A 22,145-nucleotide genomic window follows, 5' to 3' on the forward strand; every position below is an offset into this window, starting at 1 on the left:
TTTTCTCTCTCCTAATTCATTCGATAAATTGAAATATTGGTATTTCCATAAGTTTCTTCTCGAACGCAAACAAATTGTCCGTAGTTTTTGGGCAATTGCACTTCTGACGAATGCTCACAGACGATGATGGCATCACGGGAAAGCTTTCCGCCTTCCGCAAGAATTGAAAGGTAATCATAATATTCCAGTTTTTTATATGGAGGGTCGGCAAATACATAATCAATTTGTATATCCCTCTTCAAGAGCGCCCTGACAGCGCGGCCGGCCTCTGTGCAATACATTTCCGAACGATCTTCGTAACGGCATTTCTTAATGTTTTCTTTCAATATTTGAAATGCCTTCCGATCTTTCTCAACAAAGATGGCACGTTCCGCCCCCCTGCTCAACGCTTCAATTCCCAAACCACCACTGCCTGCAAATAAATCTAAAGCGGTTCCTCCATCAAAAAAAGGACCAATGATATTAAAAATGGATTCTTTCACTTTATCTGCAGTCGGCCGTGTAGTGGTTCCAGAAATCGCTTTAAGCGGTATTCCTTTTCTTTCACCGGCTACCACCCGCAATTTCATCACCAAACTTTCCCTATTGTTCTGAATGGATCGTTTTAATGGAAATCGAGTCTTTCTTTTTAACAATTTCTACCATGAACAGTTTTTGCAGCCAAGATTCTTCAATATAGTATTTTCCGGCAATTTCTTTAATCGGTTGTGAAACCGTATTGTATCGTCTTTGATTATAAACATAAAATCCATGATCCATCGGGAAACGGAATTGCCGGATTTCATTATTCGCATAATAACCGTTTTCCCCAACCCGCGTTTCATAACCGAGATGACTCAACAAAGTATCGGCGGAATACAACACTTGCCCATCTTTGAAAATCACTTCAACATCCTTGGCCACATTGGAATTTACATATAATTCCCTGTTATCATTAAAAAGCAACGGAAATACTTCATCTGTTGCAGCATTGGCCTGGAAATATTGTGTGTGATTTCCAAACACTTCGCTCAACAATTCATCCAGCATTGCAACGTCCAGTTTGGTTCCTTCTAAATTTTGCAATTTTTCAGTCCAAACTTTTTGTTGTTCTTCCGTCATCCGGTTATTTAATGTTAAAGTAATTTCTTTTGCCTTTTCTCCGCCAATCTCGGTATTTGTCAGAAACGAAGCCAATACCTCAGGCACCCATTCCGGCACATCATCAAACTGATATTTCATGTTCAATTGGGATAAAATGATCTCTTCCTTTAAGGCTTCCAATGATGCATTGCCCGAAAATAAAATGCGGTTTCCTTGGGTTTTGATGCCGGAACCGAGAACGATGGCGATATGCTCATCATTCAGCAGATTCATTTCATCCAACTGTTCCATCATATCACTTTGAATCGGATTTGGCGAATAGATGGTAACCAATCCATCTTTTTCTCGATGTTGCAACGGATTCACTTGATAATACAGTTCGTTTACCGGGCCTGTACCGCTGAACATCGTGTAGTTTACCAAAGATAATGATTGCTGCCCGGTTAAAGGCAAACCCGATACCCATGTACCGTTAACGGATTGATCGGTTGTAATATGTACTGTCGTATGGGATACGATTCCATTTTCCAATGTAACAAAAATATCTTTCAAAAACTGATTGGATTTCAATCCGCCCTTTAAAGGGATGATATAAGAAATGGATTGATTTTGAATATCGCTTTTTTCGAATTTGGAAAAATCCTCGCTTAACCGTTTGCAACTGTTTTCCTTTTCAATAAAACAATCCGGGCTTACGGCTTGCTCCGGCCAGTTGATAGAAACCGTTTGATTTGGTAAATTTCTAAAGTGGTGGCGGATGTCCAAACTTTCTCCTCTCAGGACTATATCAATTTCCTGGTTGTAAGTGAAATCGTCCACTTTACTCTCCTGCTGGTTGGAAAACACCTGATATTGAAAAAAAAGGACACCGCCTATAAGTAAGACAAGCAAACTGAAGAAGCTGACAATATATTTCATGGGCAAGCCACCTCTAACATGCTAATATATGTATTATGTATATAGAAAGGATGATCAAAATGACACAACAATTTGTCGAGCTAGGACAAGGTTATGGAGATATTTATGAATTGTGTGAATTGATCCGCACAAACGAAAAACGATTCCATAATGCCTTTTTGTTTATATCTTATAAAGGAAACGAAGCGTACGCTTCCCCAGCTGTAGCCTTTCAACCGGTCGGCGATGGCAACTTTATGCCTATATACATATGCCGTGAAGGAATCCCTTATAATCCCGGAAAACCTTCCAAAAGGCTGCAATTATTTGAAGAAGCATTAAAAGAAATCGGCAAGGAAGCGATTCCGATGGACATCAAACATTCCTGCTATTATGCGGAAACCATTTTATTCTATCAACATTTGATCGGAGTATTGCGAATGAACCGCTTAATTCCGCCACTGGATTAACGGTTAAAGCCCGATGCGGTAGTCATATTCTTCTTTATCTTTTTTGAATTTTGTATTTTCAAATTCATTTTTTACAAACGGCAAGTAGGATTCAACAACGTCTTTCACGAATGGAAGGCGTTGTATTTTATTTTTTATATAAGGTATTTCGTCCCGATTGCAGTAGAGGACCACATATTTTAATTTTCTTGAAATATAATGCACATGGCCGAACTTTCTTAAACTCTTGGCGTGTTTCAACTGATAAACATACACGATAAGCCCTTGTCTTTCTTGCATTTTCATTACCCCTTTTCTTCATTTCAAGGATACCATACACGTATTTTTAATAGCAACTGACATTCGTGACATGACGTTACAATTTTCGTTATAATCTTTTTTAAGGGACTTGATTATGGTGGAATGAATACAAGGAAATCTCATATTAGAAAATATAGATTAGAAGCTCGTAAATGAAGGAGGCCAATCATGGGAAAAAAGACAAAACTGGCGTTGGCAATCGCCGCTGCAAGTGCGGCTGCATGGGCTGGAAGCAAAGCCTTTATGAAACCCCAAAAACGGGAAGGAAAAGAAGTGCTGCAAAAAGCCCCGGTCGTGCTGGCTCATAGAGGAGGGGCTAAACTCGCGCCAGAACATACAATGATCGCTTTTGAAAAGGCTTTTGAACTCGGAGTCGACGGTTTTGAAATCGATATCAGGCTCACGAAAGATGAAGAAATTGTCGCGTTCCACGATGAAACGATCGACCGAACATCTGACGGATTAGGGGCCGTAAAGGATTTTACACTGGAAGAATTAAAAAACTTTAATTTTGGTTACCACTTTAAAGATGAGAATGGACACCACCCGTATCGGGATCAAAAAGCGGAAATTGTCACATTGAAAGAACTATTTGAAAAGTTTCCAAATATGTATATCAACATCGATATCAAAGATAGCCCGGAAACCTATGAAGGAAGTTTGATGCCTTCGAAACTTTGGAGAATAATTGAAGAATATAAGGCGGAAGACCGTGTAGTGGTAACGAGCTTCTATAGCGAACAAGTCGATCGTTTCAATTTGTATGCACAAAACCGGGTCGCTTTGGGAGCCGGTGAAACGGATGTAAGGAAAGCTTTTGCCGCATATACGAGCCAATTTGGGCATCTCTATCATCCGAAGGTGGACGTTTTCCAACTTCCGACAAAACATGGAAGATTTTCTCTTGATTCACCAAAATTTATCTCTTTTTTAAACAATTTAAATATTCCGGTGCATTATTGGGTCATTGATGATGAAGAGCAAATGGGGAAACTGTTGGACAATGGGGCGAAAGGCATCATCACCGACCGGCCGGATATCGCCGTTCCCTTCGTCCGGAATTGGATGGAGCAGCAACAGGAAAAAGGGGAAAATCAGAAATAGTGTTTTTTTGGAGATTTCAAGACTTCTTCACATTCGTAGTACAGGCCGTACCAAGGTTTGTGCTACTATTTTTTTAGCTGAAATCAAGATATCTTAAACAACTTATGAACTAACCAGTCATATCCGCTTCCTTCCAACATGTGTACCTATGGATTTTGAAAATCCCGCAGAAAGGGATGACTCCAAAGAAGAAGGAATAGGCATTTACAGTTTTAGGATGGGTTATCCGAACTTGAAAGGGGTATTTTATTTGAAAAAAACATTACTTGTCACATTTTTTGCCCTGTTATTGATTGCTTGCGGAAATGAAAAAACTTTCGATTATACAGTTCATGATTTTATACAAAAATATGAGGAAACGGCGGGGGATTCCATTCCGATTGGTGAAAAGATCCAATTTGATGAAAAAACTTATTTAGTTGAAATCCTCCCGACAGTTGCATTAGTTCTTAATACGGATGATCATAACAATCTTGAAAAAGCGGCTGTCAGCGTCAAACCGGAAGCGATTTCAAAGGATATGGATATAGTATTGGCCAGTTTTCATACGCTTCTAAAATCCATCGACCCCTCTCTGACGGATGACGACATCGATCAAATATACAATCAATTGGACATTGCCGGTCCAACCCTTGCCAATCATGAAAAATCATACACTTTGAACCATATCAACTATAAAATTGAAAAAGATATCGAAAGCGATTCAATTCTGTTGGAGGCCTCGCCCGACTGAGCTGAAAATAACCATCTTGGGGAGGCTTCCATTTCCGCAATCAGATTGATCATTCTTCCTGAGTTCCATCCAGACGTTTCTTTCTCAAGTTATACAAATAAACGATCGGGAAAATTCCGCAGATTAAGATTATTCCTCCTATTAATATCCCATCCAGGAAGTTGTAGCCATCGGTCAGTGCCGTTGCAATCCCTAAACCAAGGGAAATGAAAACAAGAACCACCATTGAAATCATCATTTGCTTTTTTGGATTCATTTCGGTGCTTTCATAATCTGCGGCAATACCCATGGACAAGTATGCAGAAATCACAGTCGTTAGCATAAATAACATCCATAGAGGATTATCCCACATTGCATCGAACCCTTTTGTCACCCAGTCATACCCCAAAATGCAAATAATCCCAAAAGTTTGGATAAAATAAACAATCCGGATGTTTTTTAAATTTTGCAGCTTTAGGCGTTCATCACCGATTTTTTTCATTTATTCATCCTCCTTTTCAATCCAAAATACCTCATCCAATGTTTTATTCACCGCATAACAAATATCCAGACACAGCCTGAGTGTCGGGTTATATTTCCCCTTCTCGATGAGGCTGATCGTTTGGCGGGTCACCCCGACCTTTTCCGCCAACTGTTGCTGTGTCAGATTTGCTTCTACTCTTGCAATCCTCACCCTATTTTCCAAAAGTTCAATCACCCCTTCTTACTTTATATTGTAATATATATATTACATAATGCAATATATATTTTACATATCAATATAAATTCCTTGGATGAATTCAAAACAAAAAGGACCCTATACTTTGGGTCCATCGATCAACTCAATTCCTTCACAAACTGTTCTTCTGAAATGACTTTAAAACCATTTCTCTTAAGCAATGCGGAAGTGACTCCATCTCCCGCGATTTTCTGCCCGTTAAATTCTCCGGAATATACCATCGTGCTACCGCAAGAAGGGCTGTTCTCTTTAAGAACAACCAAGGTGGCCCCCACTTTTTTAGCAACTTCCAAAGTGGCGTAAGCCCCTCTTAAGAAATGTTCCGTCACATCTTTTCCGTTTTCCGTTACGACCTTTGCCTTTCCATCCAAAACGTCATTACCGTCTCCGCCTATGATTTCTGCGGGTTCCCTTGGAGTCGATAATCCCCCCAAGACTTCCGGACAGACCGCCACAGCTTTCTTTTCCTCAATCAATTTCGCCACTTTTTCATCCAGACAATGGGTGCCATTATAGCGGACTTTTAATCCCGCCAAACAAGAACTGACCAGAATCATATCTACCTCCAGAATTGAATAAATTGCACTGTAAAATCCTTTGCCTTAAAGACTGTCGAAAACAATGAGGCTGTTCAGAAAGACACTTCCTTCCAAACAGCCTAAATACTCCTAGTTTAAGCCGAACAAGAACATTTTCCGCCTGATCCGCAACCGCCGGAGTGGCAAGCCGTCTCAAAAAACGGATTGCTGACAGGCACTTTGACCGCTTCCGAAACAGACTTTCCAATAATGAGACTGATTTCATCCAGCATGTCTTGCAGCTGGTTTTCCACGAGCCTCAAATTTGCCACCTTTTCATTGAGATCCAGTTCTCTTTTTTGCTTTCTGATTTCTTTAGTAATTTTATGATAATCGGGATGATATTTGCCGAACCGCTGTACATCCTCGTATTGTTCTTTCATTCGATTAAATGCGGCAATCTTCTCAACCAACACTTGATCACTGTATACCGCATGATGGGCTTTACGATAATTGTGAACAAGTTCAGAATTGAGAATCATGGAGCTTAATGCGTCCGCTTCATCTAAAATGAAGGCCCATTCTGATGTCATCATCATCAATTATTCCTCCAATCTGTACATCTATCATAGCAAATTTTTATGGAAGTTTGTATTTGCAATACTTGCTTTTCCAGCCTTCATTAAGAAGTGCAATCCGCTACCTTTTTATTTTTGTCAATACGGATTGCACGCATTCATAATCGGAAAAATAGATTTCCCTATCCTTAAAGGTTTGGGTTGTTTCATGGCCTTTCCCGGCAATGAGGATGGTATCCCCTTCTTTGGCGGATAAAATGGCTTTTTCAATCGCTTCCGCCCGGTCCAAAATCATTTCGTATTTTTGCGTCGAGACGAATCCTGCCGCAATTTGGGAATTGATAAAGGCCGGATCTTCGCTTCGTGGATTATCTGTTGTCAAGTAAATCATATCCGCATATTTCGTTGCGACTGCTCCCATTTTAATCCGCTTATGTTTATCCCGATCGCCGCCGCAACTGAACACTAAAATCAAATCCCTTTTCGCCGTCTTTTTCAACGTTTTTAATACCGCCCTTAATGCCGCTTCCGTATGGGCATAATCAATATAAATAGATAAATTCAAATCATTTGGAACAGATTCCAGTCTTCCTTTCGGCAATCTTAACGTTTCGGCTGCTTCGCAAATTTTTTCGATCGGAAACCCTAATTCGCTGACCGTCGTAATGGCGGCAATGGCATTTTGCAATTGATGTTCTCCCACAAATGGCAATGTAAACACTTTTTGTCCTTTATCGCTTTGCAAGCAACAAGTGGTATGGTGAATCCCCTCCGCCAAAGTTTGCAATTGATAATTCACACGATTTCCGAGCCCAAAGTACGTTTTTTTCTTTTTGGACTGCAAGCCGACTGTGCGGCAAAAGGAGTCATCGCCGTTTAATACGAGTTTATCCGCCAGCTGGGCCAAAATTTGCTTGGACTGTTTATATTTTTCATAAGAACCGTGTTCTTCAATATGATCTTCCGCCAAATTTAAAAAGACGCCAATGTCAATATCGCAGTCATCCAGCCGGTGAGTCGCAAGCCCCATGGAAGATGCTTCTAACGCGACATATTGCACCCGGTTCCTTACCGCATACTGCAATATTCTGTGCAAGTGTTTCGGTTGCAGTGTCGTCAAATGTTCATAATCCAGATCGATTTCTTCCCCGTTGATAAATACGCCAACTGTTCCAATCACCATTACTTTTTTATGTAGTGCATGGAGCAGTTGCCCAATAAAATGGGTTACCGTCGTTTTTCCGTTTGTGCCCGTTACCGCAATCACTTGCAATGCTTCCGCAGGGAAACGATAAATTTTTGCGGCGCTGAATGACATAAATTTTAAACAGTTTGGCACCCAAATGAGGGGTACTGACAATTTTAATTGATCGAGTTTCGTTTCATCTTCAATGACAACTCCAACTGCACCATTTTGGATGGCTAAATCAATGTATTGATAGCCATCAAATTTTTTGCCTTTTCTTACAACAAATAAATCTCCAGGTTTTACATGCTGGGCATAATCCTCTACCCCTGATACTTCCACTCGTATGGAACCGCCTTTTACCGTACAAGGCCAATCCTTTAATAGCTCCGCTAGCTGCACTGTGTCACTCCTTTTCCATATCATATGACCAGGAAAATAATGTGACACAAGGGGAAAGGAGGTCGGGAAACATTTTTGCCATAATTCCCTATCCCCACGGAAAATAAAAAAGCGGATGTAAACACATCGGTTTCACCATCCGCTTTTCTGAAATTTTTTTTAAAAGTCCACAGTTACACACACTATTTCAGCGATCAGGTTTATTCAGAAAGATTTGCGTATAATAGTTCATAAAGACCCCCGAACCGACATGGGTGAATTTGTCATTCAAAATTAATTTACGGTGATCTTCCGAATTAAACCAGCCATTGGCGGCCTCAATGGCGTCATAATAAGCAGTGGCCAAGTTTTCCCCCACTTCATCATAAACGACTGAATGGGCTGCCAGACGCTCTTTCAACGAACCATAATTCGGTGAATCATGGGACAAATAGTTTTCCGTGTACATTTCTTCGCTATGCTCCATTGCCGCAACGCTTGCTTCATCATCCCATTTTAGCGTCGGAACTTGTTCATTGCTCCGAAATACATTGATAATATCAAACAATTGTTTCGAATACGCTTGATTGCTTTCATGCAACATATAAGAATTTAAGTTCGGCACCCGGATTAATTCCCCGACAAAGGTCATTTCATAGGGTCTATGTTTCACAAGGGTTTCGCTGTTGACAAACCGGATCCCGATCAATTTTTCGGTAAACGGATCGATATATAACTGGGCAAAAACGCCATCGAATTTGACTAAAATGCGGGTTTGCATATCGTTTTCCGTCAAGGTGAAGGTGTAAACATTTTCGCCTATTTTCGCGGTAATTTCCGGTTCCACAATGGTCATACGATAAATTTCGTCAAGGGACTGACCCACTTTATACGGAGCAGCATCCAATTGATCTCCCGCTATATATACCTGGACAATCTTTCCATGTTCCACCCCAAACATGACAAAGGTTTCAGGATGGTTATTATAAACCCACCATTCATAGCCAAAAGCACTTTGATCAATCCGGTTCGGTTCACCAAATTCATTAATGAGAAGGTCACTGTTTTGATTTATGTATGTGGATAGTCCAGTTTCCGGTCTTGGCAAGGCATCTTCATCACCTTCAATAACCTCGGTTTTCGGGATGACAGAAGATTTGGAATTAGGCCCTTCCAACGGTTTCAGTTCATATGATGAATCGGATGTATAATAATAAAGAATCGCCAAACAAAATAGCACAATTAATATACGAAAGAGAGTTTTCATAAAAGTTCAGATCCTTTGCTATAATAATTTCATTGTACTAAATTTATTGAGTATGACACAATGTTGTCATTGCAACTATTAAGAAATTGCACTATTATAAAATTATGCGTTAAAATTTGTTCGATGTAACAAAAGGAGGATCATTCATGTATTTTGAAAACAAAACGGTTGAAGATATAATCGTAGACCAAGCGGTACTTGTTGAAGTAATGGAAAAAAACGGCTTGGAATGCCATGGCGGATGGGACTATGACCGTATGACATTCGACAAACGTTTTGATATCAAAGAAGGCCGTTACTATCTTCGTGTCTTCTGCACAGCGGTTTCCGGCGACTGTGGAAACAACTCCGCATCATTGAAAATCTTGAAACCTGCTCTTGGTAAATACTATTATCCTCATGGTGTGGAATACGGTGATGATGAAGTGTTCCCAGCTCATTTAGTGAAAAAATGTGAAGCAATTTTGGAAAATGTGAAAAAAGATTTAGCAGAACTTGGCATCGCCTAATCGCACTTATATAATTCATTTATATTACAAAGGAGGCAATAAAATGGCCTCTTTTTTTATTTTCCATTATTTTTACCAAAAAATAAAAAAAGAGGCTAGTGGTTAGCCTCAAAATAGGTTAAAATCCTAAAATCGCTTTAATGACGGAAGTGGTTTCCCCGCCTTCATAAATCACATAAAGGAGCAAATATACAAGTACTCCGGTGATGGCCGTAAAGAACCAAATAATGCTTGAGATCGGTCCGAGGCGGCGATGCACACCCAACTTGTCTTTCAATCCTGTAACGATACTTATAATGCCGAATACTGCGCCTACCGCAGCCAAAATAATATGGAAAATTAAAAAGAAAGTATAGTATATTTTTACCTCTTCAGGACCACCAAAAGCGGTATTTCCAATGAATACCGTTCTTGTTGCATAAATAATAAAGAAGATTAATGCGCTGGCTCCGGCAGCCAACATGACTTTCTTATGTGCTTCTATTTTTCTGGCGATGATTAGACCCCATCCAATGGCCACCAAAATGGCACTGATTACGATGAATGATGTACTGATTGTTGGTAAGATTGGTACACCCATGCCCACATTCTCCTATCCTTAATATTGGTTTCTTTTTTTCTCTTGAAAGTCATTTAAAGCTTTTGCTGTAATTTCTTCTTCAGTGAGTTTATGTTCCTCACTCCACCATTCACGAAAGGCAAAATACAAAATGACACCCAAAATGATTTCCTGGATGATTTTCATTAGCACTCCGCCCAATTGCTGGTCGCGCAGTGGAGACAAGTTTGTGAATAACTCCGGTCCGGACAATTTTACTGTCGTATTAAGGCTCGCCAACGTTTTATCCGGCACACAAAGCGACATCGCTTTCAGCCAGGCTTCTCCATCGGTATATGTTGCGTATACCGGATTTTTTGTAAAAATGATGAGTGCGCAAGCAGGTGTGATAACAACAGCAGTAGCGATAATATACCCGATTTTGTATAACCCTTTTATTTTCCGTTGGCCCGGTACTTCGTTTACCAACGGCCAATACATGAAGAAGGCTGACAGAAACAGTGCCAGACTAGCCAATCCATGCAATGTTTCATCAATTTTAATGTAGTCGAATACAATCGGAAGGTGATAAACCGAAAAGGTTAAGGCAAACCCTAGAACTGATACAACCGGGTGTGTTAACGCTTTGACGATTTTATCGACCACCGGGAATTCAACGACTACCCGCCAAACCCACCAAGGAATTCCTTTAATGATCAGGATCGGAATCAATAGCAGATAAAAGGCCATTTGAACCATATGCATCGTAAAGGTAATATTTGACAATAGATCAATTGGAGATCCTTTAACTATATATAACAATATGATACCTAAAATAAAGTAAACCGCTTCTTTCTTTTTTAACGGTTCGTTCCCCTTAAAATCGCTTCTCCAGCGAATGGTCACAAGAAAATAAACGATGATGATAAACACTAATGTCCCAATCATATATGGGCTCCACATTGCTTGAAACCCAAATATACTTAAAGGCATAATATCGCTCCTCAACAAAGAAGTAATCTAAAAAAAAGCAAAGTGCTATTGGTATTATAACATTATTTCTTAAGATAAAATATGAAGAAACCTATCAACTTTTTGAAGAAAATATGAAAATTTTGAAAATCCGAACATACAAGAATGGCTGCCTAGATCATCTAGACAGCCATTTTCCATTACCACCAAATAATTGTGTTGAATGCTAGGAAGAATGTAAATGCAATTACAGCTCCTACCCACACAAAAGTGGAAATGACACCGATATATGGTGCGTGTTTATCATCCATATGCATGAAGGAATAGAGTTGCAATACAACTTGGATTCCGGCAAGCAATAAGATGATTGGTTTGATAAATGTTGGCGCAAAATCTGCCGCCACTGTTGCAAAAGCAACAAACGTTAGGAAAATCATGATCGCAAAATTGATCACCTGTTTACGCATTTGAACTGCGCTTTTTCTGCGATCGAATTCATATTGGGCTTGGCTTCTGCCTTGAATCTCAGTATCGTGACTCATATTATCCTAACACCCCCATGAGGTAAACTACCGTGAAGATGAATACCCAAACAACGTCGATAAAGTGCCAGTAGATAGAAGCAACAAAATATTTTGGCGCGTTGTAAAGGTTAAGACCACGTTTAGCGTTACGGATGATTAAGCAAATCATCCAGATTAAGCCGATGATTACGTGCAATCCGTGTGTTCCAACAAGCGTGAAGAATGCGGAAGAGAACGCGGATTGAGTGTAACCAAAGCCAATGTGTACATAATGATAGAACTCATAAATTTCAAGGCAAAGGAATCCGAGACCTAGAAGGATTGTTGCTCCAGTCCAAAGCTGAACCCCTTTGAAATTATAGTTTTTCAAATGATACATCGCATATACGGATGTTAGTGATGAAGTTAAAAGGAACATTGTCATCACAAAGGCGAGCGGCAGTTCAAAGAGTTCTTGGGAAGTGAACTCCATTCCTGCTGGACCTCTGTTTCTTAAAGAAATATATGTTGCAAATAAACTTGCGAACAATACGATATCGCTACAGATAAAAATCCAAATACCAACGTACTTATTTTTACCTTCTTGTGTAACTTGTTCCGGATGTTCTGGCCAAGTTTGAGGGGTGAATTTAGTATCCAACATTATTTATTTCCCCCTTTTCCATAAAGCTCTTCTTCAATTGCCAAGATTTCATCTACATGTACATGATATCCCAAGTCATCTTTCACGGAACGGGTAATCATAGCTAGTACTGTAATACCAAGTCCAATTACCATTACAGGAATTGACCAGGATACACCATCTGGATGATATAATGCACCGAATGCAGCAACGAATAATCCAATTGCCATTACCAACGGCAAGATTGAATTGTTTGGCATATGAATGTCGCCAAGAGGTTCTGCATATGTCATGCCTTCTGGGTTGCCTTCATGTTTTTCAATCCAGTATGGGTCAAATCCACGTACAAGTGGAAGTTGTTTGAAGTTATAGAATGGGATTGGTGTTTGGATTGCCCATTCAAGAGAACGTCCATCTCCCCAGTAGTCTCTGCAGTTCACTGGTTTAGATTTAATTGACAACAACATGTTGAGTACCATTAGTACTACACCGATAGCCATCATGATCGCACCGATGGATGAAATGAAGTTGAATAAATCCCAACCTTGACCTTCCATGTATGTGAATACGCGGCGTGGCATACCCATTAATCCAAGGAAGTGTTGTACAAAGAATGTTAAATGGAATCCGATAAAGAAAATCCAGAATGTCCAATAACCTAATTTTTCGCTCATTACACGGTTGAAGAATAACGGCCAATAGAAATGGAATGATGCAAAAATCGCCGTTACGATACCACCAACGATTACGTAGTGGAAGTGTGCAACGATAAAGTAAGAGTCATGCAATTGATAATCCAATGGTGCAGTCGCGTTCATTACACCTGTTACCCCACCGGCAACGAAAGACGGAATGAATCCTAATGCATAAATCATTGGTACAGTAACCTTGATTGAACCGCCCCAAATTGTCAGAATCCAGTTAAACACTTTCATACCTGTTGGAACGGCGATCGCCATTGTTGCTACCGCAAAGATCGCGTTTGCAGTCGCACCAAGACCTACTGTAAACATGTGGTGGGCCCAAACCATGAACCCTAAGAAACCGATCAAGATTGTCGCGAATACCATTGAAGAGTATCCGAACAAACGTTTACGGGCGAATACCGGAATAATTTCAGAGAATAATCCGAATGCCGGCAATACTAAGATATACACTTCAGGGTGACCGAAAATCCAGAATAAGTGCTCCCAAATAATTGTGTTACCACCCATTGTATGATCGAAGAAGTTCGCATCGAACATACGGTCAACCAACATTAGGAACAAACCTACTGTTAGTGGAGGGAATGCGAATAAAATCAATGTACTGGAAATAAGTGTAGTCCAAGTAAATAAAGGCAAACGCATGAACGTCATACCTGGTGCACGCATTGTGATGATTGTCACAATGAAGTTAATGGCAGAAATCAATGTACCTGCACCGGAAATTTGCAGACCTAATACATAGAAGTCAATACCATGACCAGGTGAATATAAAGATAATGATGCATATGATGTCCAACCAGCATCTGGTGCTCCACCCATAAAGAATGATAAATGCAAGAATGTAGCACCTAAGAAGAATAACCAGAATCCTAATGAGTTAAGGAATGGGAATGCTACGTCACGAGCACCGATTTGCAATGGTACAACCATGTTCATGAATGCGAATAAAAGTGGTGTCGCTGCCAAGAAAAGCATTGTTGTACCGTGCATTGTTAATAACTCGTTAAAAGTACCAGCTGAGATGAAATCGCTATTTGGGTACATCAACTGTATACGCATTAAAAGCGCTTCAAAACCTGCGATGGCGAAGAACAATAGCCCGGAGAATAAATACAATACCGCAAGTTTTTTGTGGTCAACAGTTGTTAGATACTCCCAAATAACCGCACCCACGCCCTTTTTCTTTGTGACTGCTACTGAGCTCACAACTTTAACCTCCTTAATTTGTTCTCTATCTATATCTGCGAATTAATTATTTTTCTACTGATAAGCCTAGCAAGTAATCAGCTACAGCGCTGATTTCCTCATCAGTCAACTCTTTATACTTGCCAGTCATCAAGTTGCCTGGTTTGATTTTTTCAGGATCTTTAATCCAAGCTTCAACGTTTTCTTTAGTGTGATCCAAGTAACCTGCAACGCGGTTGCGATCACCAAATGTTGTCAAGTTTGGACCAGCAGCGCCAGCAGGAGTTACTGCAGAAATTGCGTGACATCCTAAACAGTTTTGAGCGAATGTCGCTTCACCCAAATCAGTTGAATCAGCAGAAGCTGTTTGGCCTTCAGTAGCTTTCATTGCTGCTACCCAAGCATCGAAATCATCACGATTCAATGATTTTACTTTGAAATCCATCAAAGCGTGGGAAGGACCGCAAAGTTCAGCACATTTTCCGTACCATACGCCTTCTCCATCATTGAGGCCGGCAGATTCTTCATCGAAAACTAAGTAGAATTTGTTCAAATTGTCTACGTTCGTATCCATTTTACCGCCGATAGCAGGAATCCAGAATGAGTGTTTTACATCAGCTGCTTTCAAGTTGAAGTAAACCTTTTCATTTGTTGGAACAACTAGTTCTTGGGAAGTGACAATGCCATATTGTGGATATTCAAATTCCCACCAATACAATTTTGCAGTAACATTGATTGTTAATGCTTTTGGATCGCCGTTTTCATCCACTTCTTCCATAGCGGATACATCGGCAAATTTGTAAGTAGCCAAGATTGTTGGTACAGATAGAATTAATAAAAGGATGATTGGAATCACTGTCCAAATAACTTCTAGAGTGTGGCTACCTTCCACTTGTTTTGGCATGTAATCTTCGCCAAGTTTAGAGCGGCGAAACTTTGCGAAAGTGAGTAAATAAAGAACAGAAACTACTACAACTACTAACGTCATGATACTTGCAGCTAGTAATAGTAGATTAAATTGCTCTTTTCCGACAGCACCGGATGGTCGAAGTGCAGAAATATATTCTTCACCACAGCCCGATAAAACAACAGCCAATGCTGCTAACAACGGGAAAAGAGACCATTTTTTAAGCCCTTTCTTCATAGCTTAATTAAACCCCTCTTTCTTTTAATTGTCTTGTCTAACTGGAAGTTATGCTCTATCTATTTGAATTCTTTATTGAAGAAAGAATCCCAAAGGGTATAAAAGCGCGGATTGATGAATATTATTTATTATCAAAAAATGGTAAAATGGTTATCATCAATCACAAGTAAACAACATATATTTAGTAAAAACTATTTTTAATCTAATTATGATGTTTAATAAGTGCAAAACCGCTAGAAAACAGTTTGTACATAAAAATGAAACAATAACCATATTAACACACAATTTTCGAATGATGAACGACATTTTTTATAATTTAAAAAATGTTCAAATCTCATTCATGTCTATACCTCTAAACTAACACACACCCAGTTTGGCCGATCGCCACATGCGAATATGATTCAAGTCTTCCAGCTTTGAGTTTACTATGCTGCTCTTTTTAAAAGCAAGGTCCATTAACTGGATAAACTCCAACCGCTGCCATTCCCCCTTTTTCTTTCAAATTTGTAAGCTTTACTTACTAAATTCTACTATATCGAACTTTGTGCCAAATTTCTAGATTTTAAGTGAATTTTATGTGAAGTGGACAAGTTCGATGAAAGCAGACAATACCTTATTAAAAAGCATATTATAAGGATTGAAGATTTAATAGTATCTTTGTGAAATATTTTTCACATTTCTGTGAACAGTTTGTGAAATTTCATAACAATTATTTTGTGAGAATTCTTTGAAGTTGTCTTTTTTTCGCGAATTCGCTATCATCATAAAAGCATAGCTTTTTTCATGCAATCTTTACAGATATAAAAGTAGGTGTCATTGATGCAACACAGGTATAATTGGTTATTGAAATGGGTTGCAGTACTTACCACCCTTGGCATGTTGCTAATCCTTCTGGGAGGCGCTCTCGTAACAAAAACAGACAGCGGTTTAGGCTGCGGCCGTAACTGGCCTGATTGCAATGGATCATTGATTCCAAAAGAAATCACGACAGAAGTGTTGATCGAGTTTTCCCACCGATTTGTTACCGGAGCAGTCTCGATACTGGTATTAATATTAGTGATTTGGACATGGAGAGCTTTAAACCACGTTAAAGAAGTGAAATTTTTAGGCTTTCTGGCAATCTTTTTCCTTGTACTGCAAGCATTGATCGGTGCTGCTCAAGTGCTTTGGGGACAAGGTGATTTTATTTTGGCCTTGCACTTCGGCATTTCACTGATTTCTTTTGCAGCGGTGATGTTACTATCGATGATTGTTTTCGAAGTGGATCAGAAATTTGATGCCGATCGGGTGATCATTCGAAAAAAATTAAAGTGGCATACCATCGGTGTTACCCTTTATTCATACATAGTCGTCTATACCGGAGCGCTCGTTAGACATACAGGTTCCAGTTTAACATGTACAAGCTGGCCGTTTTGCGATAATCGCAATCCCTTTGAGCTGCCTGACAAAATGTATGAATGGGTGCACATGGGCCATCGGTTCGCTGCATTTTTAATCTTCATCTGGATTTTGTACATCATGGTTCATGCAATTAAACATTACAAAGACCAACGGGTGATCTATTGGAGCTGGATTATCGCCCTTGTCCTTGTTTCATTGCAAATCATTGCTGGCGCATTCATTATCTTTACTCAATTAAGTCTATTCATATCTTTATTGCATTCATTATTTATTACGCTGCTGTTCGGGCTTTTATGCTACTTGATATTATTGGTGGCCCGAAGCTCTTACAACGAAAGAAACCACTGACACCAAGGATTGTTCCCCCGACCAAAGGGGACAATCCTTTTTTCTGCGCTTCAATTAATGACCATTTCGGATTGGAACTGCATACCAATGATCTTTGAACGGTTCTTTCATTCTATTTTCCCTAATTGTAGGAAATTACTCCTCAAAAATGGAATTATTACCAGATTTTCAAAATGGCCTCTCTATTCAGGAAAGATCTTTCCGAATCCAAAATTTTCCCCTTCCCCCATTTAAGTTCTAAAATGTTTTATGCAAATAAAAAAAAGCGAATGAATGCTCATTCGCTCACAAACAATGGAATTGCCCCAAAATTTCTTATTCAAGCTCAATTAACAAATCGCCCGTTGAAATCGCATCGCCCGGTTTTGCGTAGATTTCTTTCACTACACCGTCACTTGGCGCTTGCACAGTTGTTTCCATTTTCATCGCTTCCGTAATCAATAAATGATCGCCGCGTTTTACATGGCTGCCTTTAGAAACGAGCACTTTCAATACAGTACCCGGCATTGTCGCCCCAATTTGATTTGGATTGTTCGGATCCGCCTTCACGGCAATTGATCCATCGGCTTCCACCGTTTTATCTTCCACAACCACTTCACGAGGCTGACCGTTGAATTCAAAGTAAATTACCCGTGTTCCATCGTGTTCCGCTTCACCGATGGACACCAATTTAATAATTAACGTTTTCCCTTTTTCGATTTCCACCTCAATTTCCTCACCGATTCGTAAACCGTAAAGGAAAGAAGGCGTGTCTAATACGGATAAGTTTCCATACTTTTCAACAGCCATGAAATACTCTTCCACCACTTTAGGATATAAAGCGTAGGAGATGACATCCTTTTTCTCCACCGGCTTTTTCACTTTGTTCTCCAATTCTTTTTTCAGTGCATCGAAATCCACCGGCTCAAGGAGTTCGCCAGGCCGCACAGTAATCGGCTTTCTTTCTTTCAAAATGACCTTTTGCAACTCTTCCGGGAACCCGCCATAAGGCTGTCCTAAATAGCCTTGGAAAAATTCGACGACTGAGTCCGGGAAGTCGATCGTTTTTCCTTTTTCCAAAATATTGTTTTCATCCAAATTGTTTTGCACCATAAATAGCGCCATATCGCCGACGACTTTGGACGATGGGGTTACTTTTACGATATCGCCAAACAGCATATTCACGCGGGAATACATTTTTTTCACTTCATCCCAACGGTCTCCAAGCCCCACGGCCTTCGCTTGTTGTTGCAAGTTGCTGTATTGTCCGCCTGGCATTTCATGAACATAGATTTCGGAATGGGGACTTTTCATGCCGCTTTCAAAATCCCGGTAATACTCCCGAACATCTTGCCAGTAATATGATAATTGTTCAAGCGCTTCGATGTCCGCGCGCACTTTTCGTTTTGCGCCGCTCATGGCATAATACAGCGTATTGGCGCTTGGCTGGGATGTTAAGCCTGCCATGGAACCCAATGCTGTATCGACTATATCGACACCCGCTTCGATGGCTTTTGCATAAGTGTAAATTCCGTTGCCGCTTGTATCATGAGTGTGCAAGTGGATTGGCAAGTCCGTCGCTTCTTTCAATTCAGAAATAAGGACATAAGCCGCCTCCGGTTTCAACAAGCCCGCCATATCTTTGATGGCCAAAATATGGGCTCCCGCACGCTCCAATTCCTTCGCCATTTCTTTATAATATTGAACCGTGTATTTTGAGCGTGAAGGATCCAGAATATCGCCTGTGTAGCAGATGGCCGCTTCCGCGATTTTCCCTGTATTACGCACTTCATCAATGGCGATTTCCATCCCCTTGATCCAGTTTAAGCTGTCGAAAATGCGGAATACGTCAATTCCGGCACTCGCCGCTTCCCTCACAAATTCGCGGATCAAATTGTCCGGATAGTTTGTATAACCTACTGCATTGGCGCCACGGAACAACATTTGGAACAAAACGTTCGGGATTTGTTTTCGAAGTTTTGCAAGTCTTTCCCATGGATCTTCTTTCAGGAATCGATAGCTGACATCAAACGTTGCGCCGCCCCAAAGTTCCAGGGAGAAGAAATCATGCATCATCCGTGCATTATAATCTGCAATTTGATACATGTCCTGGCTGCGGACCCTTGTAGCAAGCAGCGACTGATGCGCGTCACGGAATGTGGTATCTGTCAATAGAACATCATCCTGTTCTTTGATCCATCGAATGACTCCATCGACGCCTTCTTCTTCAAGTATTTGTTTTGTTCCCCGCGGAATTTCCGTATGCTTGATATCCAATTTCGGCTTTTCAGGTTTTACAAAGATCGGTTTATTCTTTTTCTCAATTCCAGGGAATCCGTTTAATGTAACATCCCCAATATATCTCAACAACTTAGTGCCGCGGTCTTTGCGAACGGCTAAGTCAAATAGTTCCGGCGTAGAATCGATAAAGCTCGTATCAAATTCTCCGGATAAGAACTTCTCATGCAACACCACATTCATCAGGAACGGAATGTTCGTTTTGACGCCGCGGATACGAAATTCCCTCAAGTTGCGGTCCATTTTAGCCGCGGCTTCCTTAAATGTTCTACCCCATGTGGAAATTTTGACGAGCAAGGAATCGTAGTAAGGTGTCACAACGGCACCTTGGAAACCGTTACCTGCATCCAAACGCACTCCGAAACCGCCGCTTGAACGGTAAACCATGATTTTTCCTGTATCCGGCATAAAGTTATTGGCTGGATCTTCCGTCGTCACACGGGATTGTATCGCATAGCCGAATAACGGAATTTCGCTCTGTTCAGGAACGCCGATTTCTTTTGAATGAAGTTCATATCCTTCCGAAATTTTAATTTGCGCATGAACGATATCAATGCCTGTAATCATCTCCGTGATGGTATGCTCCACTTGAATGCGCGGATTCACTTCGATGAAATAGAATTCGTTGCCGGAAACCAAAAATTCTACAGTGCCGGCATTTACATACCCGACATTTTTCATCAATTTTACTGCCGCTTCACAAATTCTATTTCTTAAATTTTCAGAAAGCGAAATCGATGGAGCGATTTCAACCACCTTTTGATGACGGCGCTGAATCGAACAATCGCGCTCATATAAATGGACAATGTTTCCTGCATAATCCCCTAAAATTTGCACTTCTATATGCTTCGGCTTAATGATCGCTTTTTCCACATACACTTCGTCGGATCCGAAAGCCGCTTTGGCTTCAGATTTCGCCCTTTCATAGGCGCTTTTCAGTTCCTCTTTTGCATGCACCAATCGCATTCCGCGGCCGCCGCCCCCCAAGGCAGCTTTGATCATCACCGGATATCCGACTTCATCTGCGAATTGTTCCAGTTCTTCATAAGATGAAACAGGGCCGTCACTTCCAGGAATCACCGGAATTCCCGCAAGGATTGCCTGCTCTCTTGCCTTCACCTTATCGCCAAAAATCTCCAAATGCTTTGAATTTGGACCGATAAAGATGATCCCTTCTTCTTCACAACGTCTGGCAAATTCAACATTTTCCGCCAGGAAGCCATATCCTGGGTGAACGGCATCAGCGCCTGATTCTTTTGCGATTTCAATGATGCCCTCGATATCCAAATAAGCATCAATCGGACCTTTCCCGACACCGACAAGATAAGCTTCATCCGCTTTGTAACGATGGTGGGACGCGCGGTCCTCTTCCGAATAAATCGCAACTGTTTTAATATCCAATTCATTGCATGCCCGCAATACGCGAATGGCGATTTCCCCTCTGTTTGCGACTAAAAGCTTGTGAATCTTTCTCATTTTGTCCCCCTTAACTTTCTTTTTTCAAGTTTCTCATACATAGAAACATTGATTAATATGCCCATTGCGAAAGACAATACCAAAATAGATGATCCACCATAACTGATGAAAGGCAATGTCACCCCAGTCAATGGGATAAGTCCTGATAAACCACCTAAATTGACAAAGGTTTGTATGGCAATCCAGCTGGCAATACCTGCCGCAATCATTCTGGCCAACGGATCTTTCGTAGTCAGAGCAATGGATAATCCTTTAAATACGATAAATCCCAAACCTCCTAGAACGATTATAACGCCTAACAAACCTAATTCTTCCGCAATTACAGCCATTATAAAATCTGTTTGCGGTTCTGGCAAATATCCGAGTTTTTGCACGGATTGACCAAGCCCTACCCCTTCTATTCCACCAGAACCGATGGCAATATAGCCTTGAACCACTTGGTGCCCTGAACCTTGTTCATATTCAAATGGATTTAAAAATGCCTTGATTCTCCCGATGCGGTTTGGCGTCAAAATTTTATCCCCTTTGATCAATAAAATGACACCGAGAATGGTTGCACCGAGAATCGCCAATTCGGCAAAAAACTTAAAGAAGGTTCTTATCCGTATGCCGCTTGCCGCTACTACCGCAATGGCAATGCCGGAAATGATCATGACGGCACCGATATCTGTTTCAAGTGCCACGAAAAAGATGATAAAAATCCATACTAAAATAGGGTAAATAATATGATTTGGGTGTAAATCAACCATTGGGGTTTTTAAACTTTTCCGATAAAAAGCCCCTGCAAAATATAAAATAATGATGAGTTTTGCAAGTTCAGAAGGTTGGAAAGACATCAGGCCGAACAGACTGATCCAGCTTTTGGACCCCGTTCCGCTTTCACCGAATCCGAAAAAAAACACCCAGAACATCAAAACGGTGATCAATCCAACCATAAAGACCATTATATTTTTTCTGCTATAATGCTTGTACGGCACAAAAGCACCGACGGTAAAGAAGAAAAATGCAACCATTAAATTAAATAATTGTTTTTTATAATAATAATCCGGTTCCTTCCCGTCGACAAGTGCCACCATGATGCTGGAACTGTAAATCATCACCAGGCCGAATAAACACAAAAATACATAAACGAAGAATAAAGGGTAATCAAAATTCCGAATATAGTACGAAAGATATTTTCTCATAGCGAAGACCTCTTTTAGAAAAA

The 22,145-nt window shown here is 40.4% G+C and carries 22 protein-coding genes; 5 read left to right on the top strand and 17 right to left on the bottom strand.

Annotated features, from left to right (window positions below; genetic code table 11):
- Window positions 1-11: 11 nt before the first annotated feature.
- Both rsmD and ACFPOH_RS06130 read right to left on the bottom strand, forming a co-directional pair.
- Entirely contained in the window at window positions 12-563 is a 552-nt protein-coding gene (gene rsmD / locus ACFPOH_RS06125) for a 16S rRNA (guanine(966)-N(2))-methyltransferase RsmD (RefSeq protein WP_342471164.1), read from the bottom strand.
- Between the two features lie 19 nt (window positions 564-582).
- The gene (locus ACFPOH_RS06130; protein ID WP_390309057.1) at window positions 583-2,001 is read right to left on the bottom strand and encodes an RNA polymerase II; all 1,419 of its coding nucleotides are present in this window, start codon (window positions 1,999-2,001) and stop codon (window positions 583-585) included.
- Window positions 2,002-2,060: 59 nt separating this feature from the next.
- Here ACFPOH_RS06130 and ACFPOH_RS06135 point away from each other — a divergent pair, with 59 nt between their 5' ends.
- Window positions 2,061-2,450 (top strand): DUF7147 family protein, encoded by a 390-nt coding sequence (locus ACFPOH_RS06135; RefSeq protein WP_342469974.1) that lies wholly within the window; start codon window positions 2,061-2,063, stop codon window positions 2,448-2,450.
- Between the two features lie 3 nt (window positions 2,451-2,453).
- On the opposite strand, the gene ACFPOH_RS06140 is transcribed toward ACFPOH_RS06135, so the two are convergent.
- Window positions 2,454-2,729 carry a YlbG family protein gene (locus ACFPOH_RS06140; RefSeq protein WP_342469975.1) on the bottom strand — a complete coding sequence of 92 codons (276 nt, stop codon included), beginning with the start codon at window positions 2,727-2,729 and terminating at the stop codon, window positions 2,454-2,456.
- A 189-nt stretch (window positions 2,730-2,918) separates the two neighbouring features.
- Between ACFPOH_RS06140 and ACFPOH_RS06145 the strand changes: the two genes are divergently transcribed.
- Together ACFPOH_RS06145 and ACFPOH_RS06150 are read left to right on the top strand one after the other, a co-directional pair.
- Window positions 2,919-3,854, top strand: coding sequence for a glycerophosphodiester phosphodiesterase family protein (locus ACFPOH_RS06145; RefSeq protein ID WP_342581115.1), 936 nt, complete (start codon window positions 2,919-2,921; stop codon window positions 3,852-3,854).
- A 250-nt stretch (window positions 3,855-4,104) separates the two neighbouring features.
- Window positions 4,105-4,587, top strand: a complete 483-nt coding sequence (locus ACFPOH_RS06150) for a hypothetical protein (protein WP_342469977.1) — start codon at window positions 4,105-4,107, stop codon at window positions 4,585-4,587.
- Window positions 4,588-4,636: 49 nt separating this feature from the next.
- On the opposite strand, the gene ACFPOH_RS06155 is transcribed toward ACFPOH_RS06150, so the two are convergent.
- From ACFPOH_RS06155 to ACFPOH_RS06180, 6 genes are all read right to left on the bottom strand, one after another.
- Window positions 4,637-5,068, bottom strand: coding sequence for a hypothetical protein (locus tag ACFPOH_RS06155; protein ID WP_390309058.1), 432 nt, complete (start codon window positions 5,066-5,068; stop codon window positions 4,637-4,639).
- Window positions 5,069-5,272 (bottom strand): helix-turn-helix transcriptional regulator, encoded by a 204-nt coding sequence (locus ACFPOH_RS06160; protein WP_342469979.1) that lies wholly within the window; start codon window positions 5,270-5,272, stop codon window positions 5,069-5,071.
- 131 nt (window positions 5,273-5,403) lie between these two features.
- Window positions 5,404-5,862 carry a 2-thiouracil desulfurase family protein gene (locus tag ACFPOH_RS06165; protein WP_390309059.1) on the bottom strand — a complete coding sequence of 153 codons (459 nt, stop codon included), beginning with the start codon at window positions 5,860-5,862 and terminating at the stop codon, window positions 5,404-5,406.
- 116 nt (window positions 5,863-5,978) lie between these two features.
- Window positions 5,979-6,422, bottom strand: coding sequence for a YlbF/YmcA family competence regulator (locus tag ACFPOH_RS06170; protein WP_342469981.1), 444 nt, complete (start codon window positions 6,420-6,422; stop codon window positions 5,979-5,981).
- A 100-nt stretch (window positions 6,423-6,522) separates the two neighbouring features.
- Entirely contained in the window at window positions 6,523-7,989 is a 1,467-nt protein-coding gene (locus ACFPOH_RS06175) for a UDP-N-acetylmuramoyl-L-alanyl-D-glutamate--2,6-diaminopimelate ligase (RefSeq protein ID WP_342581112.1), read from the bottom strand.
- 187 nt (window positions 7,990-8,176) lie between these two features.
- Window positions 8,177-9,235, bottom strand: a complete 1,059-nt coding sequence (locus ACFPOH_RS06180) for a CAP domain-containing protein (protein WP_390309060.1) — start codon at window positions 9,233-9,235, stop codon at window positions 8,177-8,179.
- A gap of 146 nt (window positions 9,236-9,381) precedes the next feature.
- Here ACFPOH_RS06180 and ACFPOH_RS06185 point away from each other — a divergent pair, with 146 nt between their 5' ends.
- Window positions 9,382-9,744, top strand: a complete 363-nt coding sequence (locus tag ACFPOH_RS06185; RefSeq protein WP_342581111.1) for a YugN family protein — start codon at window positions 9,382-9,384, stop codon at window positions 9,742-9,744.
- Between the two features lie 118 nt (window positions 9,745-9,862).
- On the opposite strand, the gene ACFPOH_RS06190 is transcribed toward ACFPOH_RS06185, so the two are convergent.
- The 6 genes from ACFPOH_RS06190 to coxB form a co-directional block, all read right to left on the bottom strand.
- Complete coding sequence (locus tag ACFPOH_RS06190; protein ID WP_342469985.1) at window positions 9,863-10,324, bottom strand: DUF420 domain-containing protein; 462 nt, start codon at window positions 10,322-10,324, stop codon at window positions 9,863-9,865.
- Window positions 10,325-10,342: 18 nt separating this feature from the next.
- Window positions 10,343-11,275, bottom strand: a complete 933-nt coding sequence (gene ctaG / locus ACFPOH_RS06195) for a cytochrome c oxidase assembly factor CtaG (protein ID WP_342469986.1) — start codon at window positions 11,273-11,275, stop codon at window positions 10,343-10,345.
- Window positions 11,276-11,454: 179 nt separating this feature from the next.
- Window positions 11,455-11,796, bottom strand: a complete 342-nt coding sequence (locus ACFPOH_RS06200; protein ID WP_342469987.1) for a cytochrome C oxidase subunit IV family protein — start codon at window positions 11,794-11,796, stop codon at window positions 11,455-11,457.
- 1 nt (window position 11,797) lies between these two features.
- Window positions 11,798-12,421, bottom strand: coding sequence for a cytochrome (ubi)quinol oxidase subunit III (locus tag ACFPOH_RS06205; protein ID WP_390309061.1), 624 nt, complete (start codon window positions 12,419-12,421; stop codon window positions 11,798-11,800).
- Window positions 12,421-14,313, bottom strand: a complete 1,893-nt coding sequence (locus tag ACFPOH_RS06210) for a cytochrome c oxidase subunit I (protein WP_390309063.1) — start codon at window positions 14,311-14,313, stop codon at window positions 12,421-12,423. Before ACFPOH_RS06210 ends, ACFPOH_RS06205 begins: the two co-directional genes overlap by 1 nt.
- Before the next feature lie 46 nt (window positions 14,314-14,359).
- Window positions 14,360-15,436 carry a cytochrome c oxidase subunit II gene (gene coxB / locus ACFPOH_RS06215; RefSeq protein WP_390309064.1) on the bottom strand — a complete coding sequence of 359 codons (1,077 nt, stop codon included), beginning with the start codon at window positions 15,434-15,436 and terminating at the stop codon, window positions 14,360-14,362.
- Between the two features lie 819 nt (window positions 15,437-16,255).
- On the opposite strand from coxB, the gene ACFPOH_RS06220 reads away from it, so the two are divergent.
- Window positions 16,256-17,185: a COX15/CtaA family protein gene (locus ACFPOH_RS06220; RefSeq protein ID WP_342469990.1), complete on the top strand. Its 930-nt coding sequence runs from the start codon at window positions 16,256-16,258 to the stop codon at window positions 17,183-17,185.
- A gap of 315 nt (window positions 17,186-17,500) precedes the next feature.
- Here ACFPOH_RS06220 and pyc read toward each other — a convergent pair whose 3' ends face one another.
- Together pyc and ACFPOH_RS06230 are read right to left on the bottom strand one after the other, a co-directional pair.
- The gene (gene pyc, locus ACFPOH_RS06225) at window positions 17,501-20,938 is read right to left on the bottom strand and encodes a pyruvate carboxylase (protein ID WP_342581106.1); all 3,438 of its coding nucleotides are present in this window, start codon (window positions 20,936-20,938) and stop codon (window positions 17,501-17,503) included.
- Complete coding sequence (locus ACFPOH_RS06230; protein ID WP_390309065.1) at window positions 20,935-22,122, bottom strand: FtsW/RodA/SpoVE family cell cycle protein; 1,188 nt, start codon at window positions 22,120-22,122, stop codon at window positions 20,935-20,937. Before ACFPOH_RS06230 ends, pyc begins: the two co-directional genes overlap by 4 nt.
- Between the last annotated feature and the right edge of the window lie 23 nt (window positions 22,123-22,145).

This window comes from Ureibacillus suwonensis (assembly GCF_042655065.1).
Taxonomy (GTDB): domain Bacteria; phylum Bacillota; class Bacilli; order Bacillales_A; family Planococcaceae; genus Ureibacillus; species Ureibacillus suwonensis.